Annotated in this window: 15 protein-coding genes and 1 riboswitch; of the genes, 4 read left to right on the top strand and 11 right to left on the bottom strand. The window is 61.1% G+C overall.

Going from position 1 to position 17,664, the window contains the following annotated elements; all coding sequences use genetic code 11:
- Positions 1-8 precede the first annotated feature (8 nt).
- The gene (locus ACYBHZ_RS02930) at positions 9-725 is read right to left on the bottom strand and encodes an LrgB family protein (protein WP_460272676.1); all 717 of its coding nucleotides are present in this window, start codon (positions 723-725) and stop codon (positions 9-11) included.
- Positions 718-1,083, bottom strand: coding sequence for a CidA/LrgA family protein (locus tag ACYBHZ_RS02925; RefSeq protein ID WP_460272675.1), 366 nt, complete (start codon positions 1,081-1,083; stop codon positions 718-720). Before ACYBHZ_RS02925 ends, ACYBHZ_RS02930 begins: the two co-directional genes overlap by 8 nt.
- Before the next feature lie 397 nt (positions 1,084-1,480).
- Between ACYBHZ_RS02925 and ACYBHZ_RS02920 the strand changes: the two genes are divergently transcribed.
- Positions 1,481-2,347 (top strand): MOSC domain-containing protein, encoded by an 867-nt coding sequence (locus tag ACYBHZ_RS02920; protein WP_460272674.1) that lies wholly within the window; start codon positions 1,481-1,483, stop codon positions 2,345-2,347.
- A gap of 86 nt (positions 2,348-2,433) precedes the next feature.
- Positions 2,434-2,796 carry a hypothetical protein gene (locus ACYBHZ_RS02915; protein WP_460272673.1) on the top strand — a complete coding sequence of 121 codons (363 nt, stop codon included), beginning with the start codon at positions 2,434-2,436 and terminating at the stop codon, positions 2,794-2,796.
- A gap of 3 nt (positions 2,797-2,799) precedes the next feature.
- Here ACYBHZ_RS02915 and ACYBHZ_RS02910 read toward each other — a convergent pair whose 3' ends face one another.
- Positions 2,800-3,309 (bottom strand): GNAT family N-acetyltransferase, encoded by a 510-nt coding sequence (locus tag ACYBHZ_RS02910; RefSeq protein ID WP_460272672.1) that lies wholly within the window; start codon positions 3,307-3,309, stop codon positions 2,800-2,802.
- Complete coding sequence (cobN, locus tag ACYBHZ_RS02905; RefSeq protein ID WP_460272671.1) at positions 3,258-6,935, bottom strand: cobaltochelatase subunit CobN; 3,678 nt, start codon at positions 6,933-6,935, stop codon at positions 3,258-3,260. Before cobN ends, ACYBHZ_RS02910 begins: the two co-directional genes overlap by 52 nt.
- Before the next feature lie 64 nt (positions 6,936-6,999).
- Here cobN and ACYBHZ_RS02900 point away from each other — a divergent pair, with 64 nt between their 5' ends.
- On the top strand, positions 7,000-7,152 hold the full coding sequence (locus ACYBHZ_RS02900; RefSeq protein ID WP_460272670.1) for a hypothetical protein: 153 nt from the start codon (positions 7,000-7,002) through the stop codon (positions 7,150-7,152).
- 6 nt (positions 7,153-7,158) lie between these two features.
- Here the strand turns inward: ACYBHZ_RS02900 and cobW are convergent, their stop codons facing one another.
- Positions 7,159-8,232, bottom strand: a complete 1,074-nt coding sequence (cobW, locus tag ACYBHZ_RS02895; RefSeq protein ID WP_460272669.1) for a cobalamin biosynthesis protein CobW — start codon at positions 8,230-8,232, stop codon at positions 7,159-7,161.
- 48 nt (positions 8,233-8,280) lie between these two features.
- Positions 8,281-8,955 carry an energy-coupling factor ABC transporter permease gene (locus ACYBHZ_RS02890; protein WP_460272668.1) on the bottom strand — a complete coding sequence of 225 codons (675 nt, stop codon included), beginning with the start codon at positions 8,953-8,955 and terminating at the stop codon, positions 8,281-8,283.
- Positions 8,956-8,992: 37 nt separating this feature from the next.
- Positions 8,993-9,213, bottom strand: a riboswitch (cobalamin riboswitch).
- A gap of 189 nt (positions 9,214-9,402) precedes the next feature.
- Between ACYBHZ_RS02890 and smc the strand changes: the two genes are divergently transcribed.
- Positions 9,403-12,858 (top strand): chromosome segregation protein SMC, encoded by a 3,456-nt coding sequence (smc, locus tag ACYBHZ_RS02885; RefSeq protein ID WP_460272667.1) that lies wholly within the window; start codon positions 9,403-9,405, stop codon positions 12,856-12,858.
- A gap of 330 nt (positions 12,859-13,188) precedes the next feature.
- Here smc and ACYBHZ_RS02880 read toward each other — a convergent pair whose 3' ends face one another.
- The 5 genes from ACYBHZ_RS02880 to ACYBHZ_RS02860 form a co-directional block, all read right to left on the bottom strand.
- Positions 13,189-13,947, bottom strand: coding sequence for a siderophore-interacting protein (locus ACYBHZ_RS02880; RefSeq protein ID WP_460272666.1), 759 nt, complete (start codon positions 13,945-13,947; stop codon positions 13,189-13,191).
- 180 nt (positions 13,948-14,127) lie between these two features.
- Positions 14,128-15,300 (bottom strand): lytic murein transglycosylase, encoded by a 1,173-nt coding sequence (locus tag ACYBHZ_RS02875; RefSeq protein ID WP_460272665.1) that lies wholly within the window; start codon positions 15,298-15,300, stop codon positions 14,128-14,130.
- A gap of 52 nt (positions 15,301-15,352) precedes the next feature.
- Complete coding sequence (gene cbiB / locus ACYBHZ_RS02870) at positions 15,353-16,255, bottom strand: adenosylcobinamide-phosphate synthase CbiB (protein ID WP_460272664.1); 903 nt, start codon at positions 16,253-16,255, stop codon at positions 15,353-15,355.
- Entirely contained in the window at positions 16,252-17,211 is a 960-nt protein-coding gene (locus tag ACYBHZ_RS02865; protein ID WP_460272663.1) for a threonine-phosphate decarboxylase, read from the bottom strand. Before ACYBHZ_RS02865 ends, cbiB begins: the two co-directional genes overlap by 4 nt.
- A complete protein-coding gene (locus ACYBHZ_RS02860) occupies positions 17,208-17,615 on the bottom strand; it encodes a DUF1636 family protein (protein WP_460272662.1) in 408 nt (135 codons plus the stop codon). Before ACYBHZ_RS02860 ends, ACYBHZ_RS02865 begins: the two co-directional genes overlap by 4 nt.
- Positions 17,616-17,664 lie beyond the last annotated feature (49 nt).

Below are 17,664 nucleotides of genomic sequence, written 5' to 3'. Positions count from 1 at the left end.
CCTCCCGGTCAGAAAAAAAGTTGTACAAAAATCGGCGCGACGAGTGAGGTGAAAATCGCATTCAAAACCATACCGATCCCGGCAAAAGCGCCTGCGGTGCCATCCACCTGAAACGCGCGGGCAGTCCCGATCCCGTGCGAGGCCACGCCGGTTGCGAAACCTCGGGCCCGATAGTCGCGCACTCCGATCGCATTGAGAAGGGGGGTCGTAACGATAGCGCCGAAGACACCGGTGATCAGGACCAGTGCGACGGTCAGTGTGGAAAGCCCGCCGATGGTTTCTGAGACGCCGATTGCGACCGGGGAGGTCACCGCTTTGGGTACAAGCGACAACAGCACCTCGCCGCGAAGACCGCAGGCATAGCCAATCGCCGTGGCCGACGCCATTGCGACCAGCCCGCCAGCGACAAGCGCGGCGGTCATGGGGACGGCGCTTTTCTTGACGCGCTCCCAGTTCTGCCAGAGCGGGACGGCGAGGGCGACCGTGGCCGGACCGAGCAGGAAGTGGACGAATTGTGCGCCTTCGAAATAGGTTTGGTAGCTGGTGTCGGTGACCACCAGAAGCGTCGAGAGCAGGATCATCGAGATCAGCACAGGGTTCACGAAGGGGCGATGCCCCGAGAGATGAAAGCCAGCAAGCCCGATGAGATACGCCAAAAGTGTCAGTGTCAACCAAAGCAGCGGGCTGGCGGAGAGGTAGCTCCAGATGTCGAGAAATTCAGTCATGGCTTCTCTCGTCATTATATCCACGCGCTTGATTGACATATTTGAAGGTCAGTGCGCCGACAGCAATGGACAAAACTGTGGAGCCCATAACGGCTGCCGCCAAAGGCAAACCGATCGTTGACACTTGATCGAGATATTGCACGATGCCTACCCCGGCAGGTACGAACAGCAGGGAGAGGTGGGACAACAATCCGCTTGCGGTTTTCTCGATCTCCTTGCCGACACGGGGGCGCGTCAAAAGCAGGATTGCGAGAAGGACCATCCCGATGACCGGCCCCGGGAGTGGGAGTGCGAAATAGCGAGCTAGGATTTCACCAATCAGCTGAAATCCCAGAAGAATGCCGAAATGTAGGATCATGTGCGTGCCTATGCCTGTCTTTCGCGCTTTGAGTGACGCCACGGCAGTTTTACGCTCTTGAAACTGCGCTGCAAGCGCACAAACAAACTTCGCAGGACAGGCATAGCGGGCATGAAAGAGACGCACGTCTGCGGATATGAGGGTTTATGTCTGGTGATGATACATGCCCTGTCAACTCCGATGGAACGGCGTTAGGAATAATTGTCCGATTTCGTCCTATATGCGCTTGATGGGCATCCGACTGTTGGCTGTGCCTGCGAAGCTTTGTGGTGTATTGTTATGAGGAAGGACACTTTTAACGTGCATTCAAGGGTGCCGTAAGGGCATGCCCGGCCTGTCTTTTGAGGCAACTGGTTCTTTTTGAAACAGCGCGTTAGGTGTTGATTCAGTTTGTACAATGGTGCTCGGGGGCAGGATGAAGCTGGCGCGGATCACAACCTATCCGGTCAAGAGCTTGGGCGGCACAGATCATGCCGCGATCAAAGTTCAGTCGCTCGGCGTTGAGGGCGACCGTCGCTGGGCTGTTGTCTATACGAACGGCACGGTTGCGACGCGCCGCGAATTGCCACGCATGTCCCTCTTGAGTGCGGTGTGCACCCCCTATGGTATTTCGATTTCATTTGAAGGCGCGCGCATCGACGTGCCTTTTCCAAGCGGTGCTCCGACCTCTGCAAAAGTCTTCTCAAATCTGATCGAAGGGGTTGAGGACGCTGGCAATTATGCGTCTCACTTCCTATCCTCTGCGCTCGAACGCGAGGTGCGCCTTGTTTGGTTTCCGGAGACGGCGCAGCGTCCGGTGTCGCGCGTTTACGCAGGTGAGGGTCACTTCACGGCATTCTCCGATGGCTTCCCGCTTCTTTTGACCACTCAGGCCTCTCTTGCCGAGCTGAACGCGGAGTTGGCCGAACCTGTCTCAATGCTCCGCTTCCGTCCGAATGTGGTGATCGCTGGGGACATCGAGCCCTGGAGTGAGGACACATGGCGGGTGATTCGTATTGGCTCGACCGTGTTCCGCATCGTGAAGCCCTGTGATCGCTGTGTCATGGTCACTCAGGATCCGCAGACCGGTGAACAAATGCATCCGCGCGAACCGCTTGCCACCTTGGGCCGTATTCACCGCGCCATGACGGGCAAGATCATCTTCGGGCAAAACATGGTTGTCGAAGAAGAGGGCAATATCGTGCTTGGCGATGAGGTGGAGGTGCTGGAAACCGGCCCCTCGAATCTGCTCGACCCAAAACACGGTGTCGACCAGTCGTTTTAGCTGAAACCGGGGCATAAGTATCCGGTCCGAACATCGCGTGTGTTAATCTCTGGTTAACCCTGTTGCGTGTAGCTGGTGTCATGAAATTGGCACCGACTCTTTCTTTCCTCATCATGCTGCCCGCATGTGTCGCTGACAGCCCGGCCTTGGGCTATTCTCGCGCGGGGTTCTACCCGGTCGACGTTGGCGGCAACAGCTATCGTGTCTACACAGAAGACACCCGCAATTGTGTCGAGGTGCACCGCGTCAATATGGTCTTTCCGCCCCCCTCGCGCAGGCTCATCCTGATGCAGATGGAAACTGCCGCGATTCAGGCGACGGGCTGCAAAATCAAGAGCGGCACTTTCATCGGGGATCAGGCGATGTCGAAAGGTCAGCTCGATTGCTCGGCAGGGCCCGGTGCGAAGGATTGGGTACCCGGCACCTGCGAGACGCGGCCTTGGGGCTGAGCCTTACAGAGCCTTCTGAAAGGTGATCGAGGTGGGGCGGTCATATCCCGCATGGGCGTTGCGCGTGGTTTCCACAAACCCGAGTTTCGTGAAGGCGGCATGGTTCTCCGTCAACTCGACGCGGGTCTCCAATTCCAACCGGTCCAGCCTCATTTCCCGCGCACGCTCTTCGGCCACCCCGATCAAAAGGCGCGCCAAGCCTTTGCCGCGTGCGATCTCGGCGACGGCAAGCTTGCCGATATACAGTCGGCCGGGTTTCTCTGTCAGGATCACGCAGGCGACGAGTGGCGCACCGATGCCCCAAAGCTCCTTGTCTCGCACATCGTCGCGCAGGCTCTCAAGCGTCATGCGGTGCATCGAGGACGGAGGATCGATCCGCCCCTCCATCCCGGCAAATGCCGTGCGGATCAGCTCAAGCGCCTCTGCCACGCGCGCATCGTCCGGGCCGATCCGTTCGGGTGTCACCTGAGCCTCTCCAAAAGCCCCCGCGCCGAGTTCGAGCGGGGGCGCCACAATCCGCGCTCCATCGCCTCAATCAGCCGCTCCGCGATCTCGCGCAGCGCTGGTGCATTGTGCTCGGCAATGAAGTCCCGCGTGTCATCGTCCTCGATAAAGGCCGCATGCACCAGATCGAAATGATGGTCCTTCACGGCATGCGTCGTGGCGGCGAAGGCGAACATGTAATCCACTGTAGCAGCAATCTCGAACGCGCCCTTGTAGCCATGTCGTTTGACGCCTTCGATCCATTTCGGGTTCACAACGCGTGAACGCACCACCCGCCCGATTTCTTCATCCAATGTGCGGATCACCGGACGTTCGGGCCGGGAATGGTCATTGTGATAGATCGGGCGATCTGCGCCCTGAAGCGTCGCAACCGCCGCCGCCGCACCGCCCTCGAACTGGTAATAATCGTCACTGTCCAAGAGATCGTGTTCGCGGTTGTCCTGATTTTGCACGATGGCCTCGACCTGAGACAGCCGTGCCTCGAAGCCTCTGCGATCCGCGACCCCCTCCTGCGCCGCGCCATAGGCATAGCCACCCCATTCGAGATAGGCTTCCGCCAAATCCGCTTTGTCGGTCCAAAGACGTTCGTCGATCATGGCCTGAAGTCCCGCGCCGTAAGCGCCGGGTTTAGACCCGAACACGCGGGAATTTCCCTCTCCGCGGCGCGCGCGCGCCGCTGCCGGGTTGTCCTCTTCCGGCTCGTCAAGCGCTTGAACAGCCCGCGCGGCACTGTCAACGAGCGCGATGAGTTGCGGGAAGGCGTCGCGGAAAAAGCCGGAGATGCGCAGCGTGACATCGACGCGCGGACGGCCCAGAACGGAGGCGGGCAAAATCTCGAACCCTGTCACGCGGCGGGACATAGAATCCCACTTCGGTTTGACACCCATGAGCGCGAGAGCCTGCGCAATGTCATCGCCGCCGGTCCGCATGTTCGCCGTGCCCCATGCGGTGATCAGCATCGCGCGCGGCCAGTCGCCATGCTCTTGCAAATGGCGCTCGATCAGAAGGTTCGCGGATTTCCAGCCGAGCTGCCACGCGGTCTGTGTCGGCACGGCGCGCGCATCGACGGAATAGAAATTCTTGCCTGTGGGCAGCACATCCAGCCGCCCGCGCGTGGGGGCGCCGGAGGGGCCGGGCGGGACGAAACGTCCATCTAGCCCGGTCAGAAGCGCATGCATTTCGGCGGGGCCGCTGGCTTGAACCGTGGGCAAAATTTCCTCGCGCAACGTGTCGAGCACGGCTTGCGAGGCGGGGCCGGGGGCTTTCATGCCCTCGTCCAGAAGCTGAGCGGAATACAGTTCCAGCCGCTCGACAGTGTCACCATAGGTCCGCCATTTCTGTGCGGTGATTTCGGCCAGACATTCGGGGCGGAACTGATCAAATCTCTGCGCCATATCGCAATCGAGCGGGTCGAAATTTAGACCCAAATCCAGCGCAATTGCGCGAATGAAGGAGGCATTGCGTCCTTTGCCATCTCCGCGCGGGACACGCGCCAAGGCCAGCGCGAGATCACGGGCCAACCGTCCTTCTGGCGCGGTTCCAAAGATGTGCAAGCCGTCGCGAATTTGCGCTTCCTTGAGTTCGCAGAGATAGGCGTCGAGCTTCGCCAGATCGCCGTCTTCATCTGTTCCACTCATCCCGACATCATGGTCCAGCCCTGACATGGAACTCAGGCTCAAAATCTCTCGCCGCAGCGTTTTGATCCGGCGCGGATCGACCCCGGCGGCTTCGAAATATTCGTCCACCAAGGCTTCCAGATCACGGAGCGGACCATAGGTCTCCGCACGCGTCAGTGGCGGCGTCAGATGGTCAATAATCACGGCCTGCGCCCGGCGCTTGGCTTGTGTGCCTTCGCCCGGATCGTTGACGATGAACGGATAGAGATTTGGCGTTGGGCCGAACACGGCTTCGGGCAGACAGGTCTCAGACAGCGCCACCGCCTTGCCCGGCAGCCATTCCATATTGCCGTGCTTCCCCATATGCACCACCGCCTGTGCACCAAAGCTGTGGCGTAGGTAGAAATAGAAAGCGAGGTAGTTGTGCGGCGGGACGAGGTCCGGGGAGTGATAGGTCTCCGTCGGGTCGATATTATAGCCACGCGCGGGTTGTACGCCGACAGCCGCATTTCCGAAGGTCAGGACCGAGAGGGCAAAACCATCCTCGGTGGCGAAAGGGTCGTCTTCGGGCTTGCCCCATCGGTCCTCAATTTGCGTGCGGACCGGTTCGGGCAGGGCGGCGTAGTGCTCCCTGTACGCGGCAAGCGACAGCCGCACGCCACCGTTTCGCGCCGCGCGGTCGGTGAGCCAGTTGGTCGGACCGGACATGATCTGTTGCATCAGATCGTCGCTGTCCTCCGGGGGGCTGTCGATCCGGTAACCCTCATCGGACAAACGATGCAATACGCTCACCGTCGCTGCGGGTGTGTCGAGCCCGACCCCGTTCGCGAGCCGTCCGTCCTTGTTCGGATAATTCGCCAACACCAGCGCGACCTTGCGCGCATCGCACGGGGAGCGGCGCAGGTCCGCCCAATTGGCGGCGAGTTCCGCGACAAAGGCGATGCGACTTTCTTCGGCGCGATAGGTGGCAATGGTGCATTCCGTGGCGGCGTCGCGATAGGCTTCGCCCTTGAACGACACCGCGCGGGTCATCACCCGACCGTCCACTTCCGGCAAGGCGACGTTCATCGCGATGTCCCGTGCAGACAGCCCGCTGGTCCCCGCCTCCCATGCGTCATGCGAGGAGCCTGCCAGCACGACCTGAAACACCGGCGCGCCATTGGCGGCTGCGTTGGTCAGAGGCGTTTCCGTCCCGCCGCTTTCTGGCGTGCCGACGGCAAAAGCGGTGCAGTTGAGGATGACGTCAGGCGGTGCGTCTTGGAACAGTCGTTCCAAGGTCGCCGCCGACACGGGGTCTTTCAGCGAGGCGACAAAGACGGGCAGTGAATTGAGGCTCCGCGCTTGAAGGGCTGTGATCAGTCCGTTGATCGGACCAAGCCCCGTGCCTTGGACCAAAGCCCGGTAGAATACCAAGGGAACGATGGGTGCGCCCTCAATCCAGTTTGCCGAGAGCTGATCAATATCCACACCGCCTTTGCCCGGCCAATACACGCCCGCCCGCAACAACGGTTTCGCGGGCGCGGGTGCCTCGCCACCATCGAGCATGGCGCGGGCGTAGGACAGGAAGGCCACAGCATTCTCAGCCCCGCCCTCGGTCAGATAGGACCAGAGACGGTGGTAATCTTCCGTCGAGACCGTCGAAAGCGCGGCGAGTTCTGCGTCCGGTTTGTCGTCGCCCGGAAGCGCCACGAAAGGAACGCCCGCCTCATGCAGCCGCGCGGCATATTGTTCGAGGCCATATTTCCAATACCCGGTGCCGCCCAGCACACGGGCGATCACCATGCGGGATTTGGTGGCGCAGGTGTCGAGATGCAGGTCCACGGACATCGGGTGGCGCAGATGCAGAAGCGAGGCGAGACGGAGAGACGGCGCCTTCGTCATGGCCGCCCGCGCTTCCGACAAAAGCGCCAATTCTGTGTCCGCAGCCGAGATCACCACGAGATCGGCCGGTGTCTGGCCAAGGTCGACGGCCTCGCTGCCGTCATCAATGGAACCGGGGGTGGCGGCGAGCAGATGCATCGCTTCTCCTTGTCACGCCCGACGTTTCAGGGCATTGCTCGACAAACCCCAAATGAGGTCTGAGATGGATTATTCGAAAATGGGCGGGCCGAAGAAAGTTTCCGGCGCGCCGAAACATGGTGAACACAAGCGTCAGCAGCCGAAGGGCAAACTGGCCCCCAAAGCCGAATTGCTTGCCCGGATGAAGGCCGCTGCGGAGAAGAAGAAGGCCGAGTGACGGCCTTCACGCTTTCAGCGCGGCTTCGATCGCAGCGCGATCCAATCCGGCCTCGCCGATGACAACAAGCTGCGACAGGCGCGGGGCGGTTCCGAAGGGCTGATCGAAATAGCTGTCGACGCGCGGGCCGACGGCCTGCACCGCCAAACGCATCGGCTTGCCCTTCACCGCGACAAATCCCTTTAGTCGCAGAATGTCGTGTTCACGGATCACATCGGCGAGTGTTTCGGAAAAGGCTTTCGGATCGTTGATTTCCGGGCGGATCACCACGAAGCTTTCGAACTCGTCGTGGCCGTGTTCGTGATGGTCATGGTGGTGATCATTGTCGTCATGATCATGATCGTCGTCGTGATGGTGGTGATGTACCTCACCGCGCGCCTCAAGATCGCCCTCGGCCCCGATCCCCTGACCAAGCAAGACATCTACCGGCAATGCCCCATTCGTCGCGCGCAGCACATGCACGCCCGGACGGGCCTCAGCCTTGAGCTTGCGCACCAGCGCTTCCGCCTCATAAAGCCCCAGAAGATCGGCCTTGTTCACCACGATCATGTCGGCGCAGGCGATCTGGTCCTCGAACAATTCTGAGAGTGGCGCCTCGTGGTCGAGGTTCTCGTCCAGCTTGCGCTGCGCATCCACGGCGGCGATGTTATGGGCGAAGCGGCCTTCTTCCACTGCCTTGCCATCGACCACGGTCACGACGCCGTCGACGGTGACTTGCGTCGATATCTCCGGCCAGTTGAAGGCGCGGACCAAAGGTTGTGGCAAAGCCAGCCCCGAGGTTTCGATCACGATGTGATCCGGCTTGTCCTCGCGCTCCAGAAGCTTTTTCATTGTCGGGATGAATTCATCGGCGACGGTACAGCAGATGCAGCCGTTCGACAGCTCCATCACATCATCATCCGAACAGGTCGCATCGCCGCAGCCCTTGAGGATGTCGCCATCGACGCCAAGATCGCCAAACTCGTTGATGATCAACGCGATCCGTTTGCCCTCCGCATGCGAGAGCATATGCCGGATCAGGGTCGTTTTGCCCGCGCCGAGAAAACCGGTCACGACCGTTGCAGGAATTTTCGCTGCCATATCAGTATCCTTTAAAGAATTCGCCGGGACCGAAGCCCCGGCACCGGCTCAGGCCGACAGCGTGCGCGTGGATACGAGACCGGTTTTGCCGAGCCCTTTGATCGCTTTCGCCCCCGCCAGAACAGCCAGATCGACCAGCGGCTCAAGCAGGATGACGGTCATATAGGCGCCGCCAAACATGCCGACGGCGGCAAGGCTCTCGGCGGAAATGCCCTGCCCGTAAAAGGCCCAGAATGCGACCCAGAGCACGATCCCCGCTTGATAGGTCGTCGATAGTGCCAAGGCTTGTTTGTAGGACACATCGGCATAGGCCGTGTCCGGCGCGATGATGCGACCCGCGACCACTTTAATCCCGAACAGGGGCACCAAAAGCGTGGTGACGTTCATGCCGTATTGCGGCAGGTCGAAGGGTGCGAACAACACGCCCTGCGCCAATAGTCCGAGTGCCAGACCCAGCGCGGCGGGCGCGGCTCCGAAGAGCAGGAACAAGGTTGAGCCGAGGATCAGGTGCACCTCTGAAACGCCCACGGGGTAATGCGGCAGAACCTGAAAAAAGACGAAAACGGCGGCGGTCGAGATGATGGTCCGCGCTAGGAACGATCCCGCGCCCGTCTCGCGCAATGCGCCAATGCTTTCTTTGAGTGTGTAAAGACCAGCGCCAGCAGCGGTGGCATAAGACAGTGCGATCTTCGCACCGGTGACAATACCGGGTTCGATATGCATCGAATGATCCTCCATTGCCGACATCCCCGTCGGCGGGTTGAGTTATGTGGTCAGGGCTGGTCTCCTGGCTCGCGGGTCGAAGCGCTCTCGTCACCTTCCCAAGGTTTCCCTCAGTGGTATGCCGACGGGCACTCACCGCTTACAGTCGCGGGGGCGGCTGTGGCTTTGTGTTCCGGGGTGGATCACACGCACCACATTCCCATTTCTCCCCGAAGGCTTTTGTACCTGTCTCGGGGAACCATGACGCGTCTATTTGGCGGTTGCAGCATGGCGGGGTCAAGCGATTTGACACGGCTTGTTCGAAGGGAAATTCGGCGAAATCCTAACGATGTGCAATATTTTGTGGATAACTATGCCGTTTTCTCCATATCTCGCGGCTACCCCGTTGACTCGGCGCGCAGCCTCCCGAACAGTTTTTATCCAAAAGGAATCACAGAGAGGCCCTTCTTGCATTTCACCCGTCTGCGTCTCAACGGCTTCAAAAGCTTTGTAGACCCCACCGATCTCGTGATCGCGGATGGGCTGACGGGCGTTGTGGGACCGAACGGTTGCGGCAAATCGAACCTGCTGGAAGCGCTGCGTTGGGTGATGGGCGAAAACCGCCCCAAGGCGATGCGCGGCGCGGGAATGGAAGACGTGATTTTTGCCGGGGCCTCGACCCGTCCAGCGCGCAACTTTGCCGAAGTGTGCCTGATGATCGACAACTCGGAGCGCCTCGCGCCCGCCGGGTTCAACGACAGCGACTCGGTCGAGATCATCCGCCGGATCACGCGCGATGCCGGTTCTGCCTATAAGGTGAACGCGAAAGATGTCCGGGCCCGCGACGTCTCGATGCTCTTTGCCGATGCCTCGACGGGGGCGCATTCCCCGGCTCTGGTGCGCCAGGGGCAAATCTCCGAGCTGATCAACGCCAAGCCGAAGGCGCGGCGGCGCATCTTGGAAGAGGCCGCTGGGATTTCAGGCCTGTATCAGCGACGCCATGAGGCTGAGCTGAAACTCAAGGGGGCGGAAACCAACCTTGCCCGCGTTGATGATGTAATCGAGCAGCTCGCCAGCCAACTCGCCTCGCTTGCGCGTCAGGCACGTCAGGCCGCGCGCTATCGCGAGATCGGGACCGAGCTGCGCCATGCCGAAGGCCTTCTGCATTACCGCCGCTGGCGCGATGCCGATTTGGCCCGGTCTGAGGCCGAAGACATTTTGCGCACCCGGTTGACGCAGGCCTCGGAAGCAGAGCGCCTCGCCCGCGATGCCGCAAAACAGCGCGAAAGCTTTGAAGAGGCGCTGCCGCCGCTGCGCGAGGAAGAAGCCATCGCGGCGGCTGTGTTGCAGCGTTTGACTGTGTCCCGCGATCAGCTGTCCGACGAGGAACGCCGCGCGCGCGAGATGATTGAAACCCTGTCGCGTAGGATCGATCAACTGGTCGCCGACATGGCCCGCGAGGAACAGCTCAACAAGGATGCGGGAGAGACCATTTCGCGTCTGGAATGGGAGCAGAAGGAACTTATCAAAGCCGCAGACGGTCATGAGCCGAAGCTCTTGGAAGCGGCTGCGGAAGCATCCGAGGCGAGCCAAATTTTGGCCGATCGCGAAACGGCCCTGTCGCAAATGACCGAAGATGTTGCTCGTCTCGCGGCGCGGCACCAATCTGCCAACCGTTTGGTCGAGGACAACCGCAAGACGCTGGACCGCGCCCGTGGCGAGGCCGACCGGGCTCGTGGGGCTGTGGACGCGGCGCGCGAAACGCTGGCGCATTCTTCCGAGGCGCTGGAAGAGGCGGAAGCGCAGCAGGAAGAAGCTGTCGCGCGCACCGAAGAAGCCGAGGCGATGCTGATCGAGGCCGACGAGGCTCGAACAGAAGCGCAATCGCGTGAGGCGCTGGCCCGTGCGGCGCGCTCAGAGGCCGAGGGCGAGGTCGGTGCGCTCAAGGCCGAAGTGTCGGCTCTGGCTAAAATGCTCGACCGCGATCAGATCGGCGGCAAACAGCTTTTGGATTTGGTGAAAGTCAAATCAGGATATGAAAAAGCGCTCGGTGCGGCGCTTTCTGATGATTTGAGACAGCCTGCGATTGAGAGCTATCAGGCTTCTGGCTGGGTCACTTTGCCGGAATACCCGGATGATCAAGATTTGCCCAACGGTGTTGAGCCGCTTGAGGGCTATGTCACCGCGCCGCCGGTTCTGTCGCGTCGTCTGGCGCAGATCGGTCTTGTCCGTGCCGAGGATGGCGCGCGGTTGCAAGCCGATCTCGAACCCGGTCAGCGGCTGGTCTCTGTTGAGGGCGATCTCTGGCGTTGGGACGGCTATCGCGCCGGGGCCGAGGATGCGCCTTCGGCGGCCGCGCTGCGGTTGCAACAACTCAACCGGCTTGAAGACCTGAAGCAGGAACTCGTCGCGGCGGAAGCCAAGGCGGACGGTGCAGCGCAGGCCCACGAACATCTGAAGGCCGACCTCGCCCGCCTGACCGAAGCCGACCGTCTGGCTCGCGAAGCGCGCCGCGATGCAGACCGCGCCATGTCGGAGGCCGCACGGACCCTGTCGCGGGTGGAAAATGAAAAGACGTTGGCGGAAGGCAAGGTCGAGAATCTCGGTCTCGCCGTGGCCCGCCATGAGGAAGAGGCGCGCGGAGCCGACCAACGTCTGCGCGAGGCGGAGAAGGCGGTGAAAGACCTGCCCGATCTCGACGCAGCACGTTCGGATATCGAAGAGGTGAAACTCGCCGTCGAGGCCGCGCGGATCACCATGATGACCAAGCGCTCGTCCCATGATGAAATCCGCCGCGAAGGCGAGGCGCGGACCCGCCGGTCGCAAGAGGTGACCAAGGAGCTGTCCGGCTGGCGGCACCGCCTTGATACGGCGGGCAGGCGCGTTGCGGAATTGCAGGATCGCAAGGAAGCGACCGAGGAAGAGCTTTACGAGGCGGCCGCTCAGCCCGAGGAGATCGCGGAAAAACGCGAAGCCCTGATGGCGCAAATCGAGGATGCCGAGCATCGCCGCAAACGCGCTTCTGACGCGCTCGCTGTTGCGGAGGAAAGCTTGCGCGAAGCGGTGCATGCGGAGCGTGAGGCGGAGCGTTTGGCCTCCGAGGCCCGCGAAACCCGCGCCGCCGCTGAGGCCCGCCGGGATGCCGCAAAAGAGACTGTCGAAGCGGCGATCGAGCGCATCCGGGAAGAGTTGGAAACGACCCCGGCGAAGCTGTTGGAAGAGCTGGATGTCGATCCGGAGAAAATTCCGGCCCATGCCGAGATTGAGGTGGATGTGAACCGCCTCAAACGCCTGCGCGACAGTCTCGGCGCGGTGAACCTTCGAGCCGAGGAAGACGCGAAAGAGGTGCGTGAGGAACACGATACCCTCTTGAAAGAAAAAGAAGACTTGGAAGAGGCGATCAAGACGCTGCGCTCAGGTATCGCCTCGCTGAACCGCGAAGGGCGGGAACGTCTTTTGACCGCATTTGAGCAGGTGAACAGTAACTTCTCCATGCTCTTTACCCACCTCTTTGGGGGCGGTGAGGCCAAGTTGATGATGGTCGAAAGTGACGACCCTCTGGAAGCTGGCCTTGAGATCATGTGCCAGCCGCCGGGCAAAAAACTCTCGACCCTGTCTCTCCTGTCGGGTGGTGAACAGACACTCACCGCGCTGGCGCTGATCTTCGCGGTTTTCATGGCGAACCCGGCGCCGATCTGTGTGCTCGACGAGGTGGACGCGCCTTTGGACGACGCGAACGTGACCCGTTTTTGTGACATGCTAGACGAGATGACCCAGCGCACCGATACGCGGTTCCTGGTGATCACCCACCACGCCGTGACCATGGCCCGCATGGATCGTTTGTTCGGCGTGACCATGCAGGAACAGGGCGTGAGCCAACTCGTGTCGGTCGATCTCAAAAAGGCCGAGGCGCTTGTCGCATAAACTTGGTTAAGACTTTCCCAAGCTTTCCTCTTTAGTCCTGATCATGCCGCAACCCATTGCGGTGTCAGGAGGTGATGAGGCTGGAAGAGAAACCATTTCGAAAATGGATGGTGATCCTCGCGGCGGCGACGCTCGCCGTGGCAATCATCCGGCTCTGGATCGGGCTTTGACCTGAAAAAGAGAGCCCCGGCGAAGTAGCCGCTTCGCCGGGGCATTTGATGATGACACTGGAGGTCCCATTTCGTTGTTACAGACTCTAACAGATTCCTTACCAAACCGTAAAGTCCGCGCGGTTATCTGCACAGATCGTGGTTAATCCAATCGCTGCCGTTACTCGGCATCCAGATCCTTGATCGAGGCTTCGGCCTCGCCATTGATCCAGTAGCCGGCAGCTTTGAGCCACTGCAACGAATGTCCCATCGCAAGCACAGCTTCGCGGAGTTGCTTGGCAATCCCGGCCTCGGTCGCAATCCAGACAAAGGTGCCCGGCGTCAGCACCAACTGCGGCAGGACGTCGAGGAAAGGCTTGGCCTCCGTGGCCTCCGACATTGGGCGGTGAAGCCAGTGAGTTGTCACATCGGCTTGGCTTTCAATCACTTGTTCGTCTTCCGGCCCAGTAACGGCGGCGATCATGGTGACCTTGACGCCTGCGGGAAGCTCTTCGAGTTTGCGCCCCATCGCCGGAAGCGCCGTTTCGTCGCCGATCAGAACCCAATGGGCAATATCGCCTTCGATCACCCGCGAGCCGCGCGGCCCGCCGATTTGAAGCGCACTTCCGGGCTCTGCCGTTCGCGCCCAACTGGCCGCTGGCCCCTCGCCGTGATCGGCGAAATCGATGGTCAATTCACGGGCGTCAGTGTCAAAGCGGCGCGGGGTGTAGTCGCGTTTCGCAGGCTCGCCCGCACTTGGGACGAAGACCTTGAGGTGGTCGTCAAAAGAGCCGCTGGCGAAATCTGCCAAGTCCTCGCCGTTTAAGGTGATGCGGATCATGTGCGGCGTGAGCCGTTCGGTGCGGGCCACCGTCAGCTCGCGAAATTTCAATTCATGCCGCATGCGGCGGATCGTCGGGGGTTGCAAGGTATCGGTCATATCAATCATGTCCTAAAGTCTCAGGGCGCACAGATGTCGCCCCGCAAATTGCGGTTTTATATCTGTGCGTTGATTGACGTTAACGCTTACGGCACGCGGCGGGTTTGTTGCTCGGCGCTTGATACCTAAGTAAAATCATCAGGAACAAGCAAGCCTCAGGCCTCCACACCCCCTGTGCACTCACAAACGTGACAGCAGCGCGGGTGTCGGCCAGGCATCGGCCGGCAGGCCCAGTTTCTCCTGAACGCTCTGCACCGCCTCGCGCGTTTTCTCGCCGAGAATGCCGTCCACACCGCCAACGTCGTAGCCCATGTTCACAAGCTTCTGCTGCAACTGTTTCATCTGCGCTGCGGTCAGCCCGGCATCGGGGTTGCCCGCATTATAGACCGGCGCGCCTTCGAGGCGGGTGGCGAAATAGGCAGCGGAGGTCACATAAACAAAGCTTTTGTTCCACTCGAAATAGACCTCGAAATTCGGATAGGCGAGGAAGGCCGGACCGTTGCGGCCCATCGGCAAAAGCACGGAGGCTTGCAGATTGCCCGCACCCAGAGAGCCGCTGCGAGCTTTGACGCCAAGCCGCTCCCAGTCGCGCACGCTCATCTTGTGGTTCAGTCCGGTTTTCGACCAGTCGAGACCGGAGGGCAGTTTGACTTCCTGCAGCCACGGCTCATTCGCGCGCCAGCCGAGATGCCGCAGCATTTTCGCCCCCGACATCAGCGCATCTGGCGCAGAGGTTTTGAGGCGGACATGCCCATCGCCGTCGCCGTCGACACCGTTTTCAAGGATGTCTTTTGGCAGCATTTGCACCATACCAATCTCACCGGCCCAAGCGCCTTTCGTAGTCGTCGGGTCGAAATCGCCATGCTCGTATAGCGTCAACGCCGCGAAGACCTGCGGTTGGAAAAGTTCCGGGCGGCGGCAGTCATGCGAGAGGGTCATCAGCGCGTTCAGCGTGTTGAAATCGCCCTGCACCTGTCCGAAGTCGGTTTCCAACGCCCAAAAGGCCAAAAGCACGCCGCGCGAGACGCCATAGTCCCGCTCGATGCGGTCGAAGACGCTTTTGTATTTCGCCGCGTTGGCCGCACCGTTTTGCATCCGATTTTGGCTGATTACTGCGCGCGAGAAGTCGAGAAAATTCTTCTGGAAGAAGCCCTGTGCGCGGTCGGCTGTGAGTACCGCTTGGTCTTGGCGGACGGAGGCAAAGAATTGATCCGCAGCGGCTTTGGAATGCCCTTGCTGGAGGGCTGATTGCTTCATCTTGCTGACAAAGCTTGAGAAATTTCCGCCACAGGGAACATCCGCAAAAGCAGGGGAGGCAAGGGAGAGGGCGAGCACGAGGCCGAGAGAACGCATGGGGTTACCTTTTAAAGTCAGATTGAGAGGCACGATAACGAGGCTGGGGCGGTCAGGCAAATGACAGAATGGCGACGCAGATCAGGACGAAGGCCCATGCCGTCCAAAGCCGCGCGCAGGCGGCGTCTATATCGCGGATCGTGGCCTCGCGCCCCTCTGGATTGACCCAAGGATAATCGCGCATTTCGCCGTGATAGGCGCGCGGGCCAGACAGCGCGACACCGAGGGAGCGCGAAAGGGCGGCTTCCGGCCAACCAGCATTCGGGGAACGATGCCGCCGGGCTTCCGTGATGATCTCGCGCCACAGGCTGAGGGGCTTGCCCCACGGAAACAGAAGCACGGCAGTGAGGCGCGCGGGGATCAGGTTCAACACATCATCGAGCCGGGCCGCCGCCCAGCCGAAGTCGCGATGCCGCTCCGTGCGATAGCCGATCATGCTGTCGCCGGTGTTCACCACCTTGTAGACCAAGATCCCCGGCAGCCCGGCGATGAGAAACCAGAAAGCGGGGGCGATCACCCCGTCAGAAAAGTTCTCCGCCGCCGATTCGATGGCCCCGCGTGCGACCGCAGGCGCGTTCATCTGGGTCGTGTCTCGTCCGACAATCATCGACACGGCGTGGCGTCCCTCTGCGAGAGAGCGCTCAAGCGCGCGCGCCACGGCCTTTACATGATCGACCAAGGATTTCTGTGCCAAAAGCACCGCGCCGAGCAGGATTTCCAGAAACGGGATTTGCCCGAGCAGCAGCCCAAGCGCTGCCGCGCCGATCACCAATCCGGCGACGAGCACGGTGCCCTTGACCTTCCGCCCTGTCCCCGTATTGAACCGCGCATCAGCCCATCCAATCAGCCGCCCCATCAGCACCGCCGGGTGCGGCACACGGTTCCAAAGCCATTTCGGTTCGCCAAAAACGGCGTCAAGCAACAGGGCCATGGTGAGGGCAAGCGCCGTGCTCAAAGTGCGGCCTCCACGGCGGCTTCCAGTTGCGTCCAACGATCCGATGGCGGCAGGCCCAACCGCAGCCAACGCTTTGAGTAGGGGAAAATACGCGACCAGATCCGCGCCTCGGACAGCCGGGCCTGAACCGCATGCGCGTCGCCCACGTCATACAGCCGGAACAGGGTGGTGCCGCCAACAAGTTTTGCGCCCTTATTTTCCATAAGATTGTCTAAACGTGCAGAATCTTGTGCCAATTTGATCCGTGTGCGCATCGCCCATTCCGGATCGCTGAGCGCCGCCGTGCCAATCTCAAGCGCCGGTCCGGACACGGCCCAAGGGCCGATCAGCGTAGCCAAACGGTCGATCAACTCGGGCGCGCCAATGGCAAAGCCAAGTCGCACTCCGGCCAGCCCCCAGAACTTGCCAAAGCTCTTGAGCACGATGGTGCGTTCCTCTCGGACGCGGGCGATATGGCTCTCTTCCGGCACCACGTCGCCGAAACTCTCGTCGATGATGGTGAACGGGGCGGTGAAGGCCTCGTCACGCCAAAGTCGCCCGTCGGGGTTGTTCGGATGCACGGCCACTTGCACATCGGCCTTGCGCGCGGGATCGCTGGTCATCACCTCCCAACCCTGTGCCTCGAACGCCCCTGCATGTTCGTTGTAGGTCGGCGGTTGAATCTCGACCTTGCCTTTGGGCCAGAGCGCGGGGAGACGCGCGATCAGGCTGGAAGCGCCGGGCGCGGCCAGAATGGCGGCACCATGCGGCACATCCCAAAAGCTGCGCGCGGCCTGTATCAAAGCATCCTGCGCGGCGGCATCGGGAAGCGCGTTCCAGCCGCTTTCGGAAAGCTCGCCGATCGGGTAAGGCTCCGGGTTGATGCCGGTCGAGAGATCGATCCAATCGGATTTCTCTCCGCCCCAACGGGCCACCGCGGCGTCCAACCCGCCGCCATGATCGCGACGATGGCTCATGATTTTTCCGAAGTCTCGATCGGGACCGGCAATTGGCGCGAGATGAAATGCCCTTTCACCCCCTGCGGCCAATCGCGGAACGGCACCTGTCCGGATGAGGAACTGGCATGGAGTCGGGCATAGGCCACGATGGCCTCCGCATCGGCTTCGGTGCCGTCAAACTTTCCAAGGGAATAGCCGATCTTGCCGGGGGCCTGAATGACCACGTTGCAGGCCCGCTCACAGCCCATGGTGCAGCTCACCCGGCGCGTGTGAATGCCCGCTGGCGCGGCCCGACGTTCGACGGCGTCGGCCAGATGCGCGCCGTCGGTCTGTGGATCGCCGCGCTCGGCCCAATCGGAGCGTTTGCACCCTTCGCAAAGGGTGATCCATGTCGGGGTGGAAGGTGATGTTTGATCGGTCATGGCATGTGTTTTGCCCCAGCGGGGGGCTTATGCAAGACAAAATCTCAGC

This window comes from Celeribacter sp. ULVN23_4, from assembly GCF_054788345.1.
This window is presented reverse-complemented; position numbering and strand designations above follow the sequence as displayed.

What these genes read in the sequence shown, in the direction of transcription:
- ACYBHZ_RS02930 (WP_460272676.1), bottom strand. Translation starts at nt 725, where the DNA reads ATGACTGAATTTCTCGACATCTGGAGCTACCTCTCCGCCAGCCCGCTG.
- ACYBHZ_RS02925 (WP_460272675.1), bottom strand. Translation starts at nt 1,083, where the DNA reads ATGATCCTACATTTCGGCATTCTTCTGGGATTTCAGCTGATTGGTGAA.
- ACYBHZ_RS02920 (WP_460272674.1), top strand. Translation starts at nt 1,481, where the DNA reads ATGGTGCTCGGGGGCAGGATGAAGCTGGCGCGGATCACAACCTATCCG.
- cobN (WP_460272671.1), bottom strand. Translation starts at nt 6,935, where the DNA reads ATGCATCTGCTCGCCGCCACCCCCGGTTCCATTGATGACGGCAGCGAG.
- ACYBHZ_RS02900 (WP_460272670.1), top strand. Translation starts at nt 7,000, where the DNA reads ATGGATTATTCGAAAATGGGCGGGCCGAAGAAAGTTTCCGGCGCGCCG.
- cobW (WP_460272669.1), bottom strand. Translation starts at nt 8,232, where the DNA reads ATGGCAGCGAAAATTCCTGCAACGGTCGTGACCGGTTTTCTCGGCGCG.
- ACYBHZ_RS02890 (WP_460272668.1), bottom strand. Translation starts at nt 8,955, where the DNA reads ATGCATATCGAACCCGGTATTGTCACCGGTGCGAAGATCGCACTGTCT.
- ACYBHZ_RS02880 (WP_460272666.1), bottom strand. Translation starts at nt 13,947, where the DNA reads ATGACCGATACCTTGCAACCCCCGACGATCCGCCGCATGCGGCATGAA.
- ACYBHZ_RS02875 (WP_460272665.1), bottom strand. Translation starts at nt 15,300, where the DNA reads ATGCGTTCTCTCGGCCTCGTGCTCGCCCTCTCCCTTGCCTCCCCTGCT.
- ACYBHZ_RS02865 (WP_460272663.1), bottom strand. Translation starts at nt 17,211, where the DNA reads ATGAGCCATCGTCGCGATCATGGCGGCGGGTTGGACGCCGCGGTGGCC.
- ACYBHZ_RS02860 (WP_460272662.1), bottom strand. Translation starts at nt 17,615, where the DNA reads ATGACCGATCAAACATCACCTTCCACCCCGACATGGATCACCCTTTGC.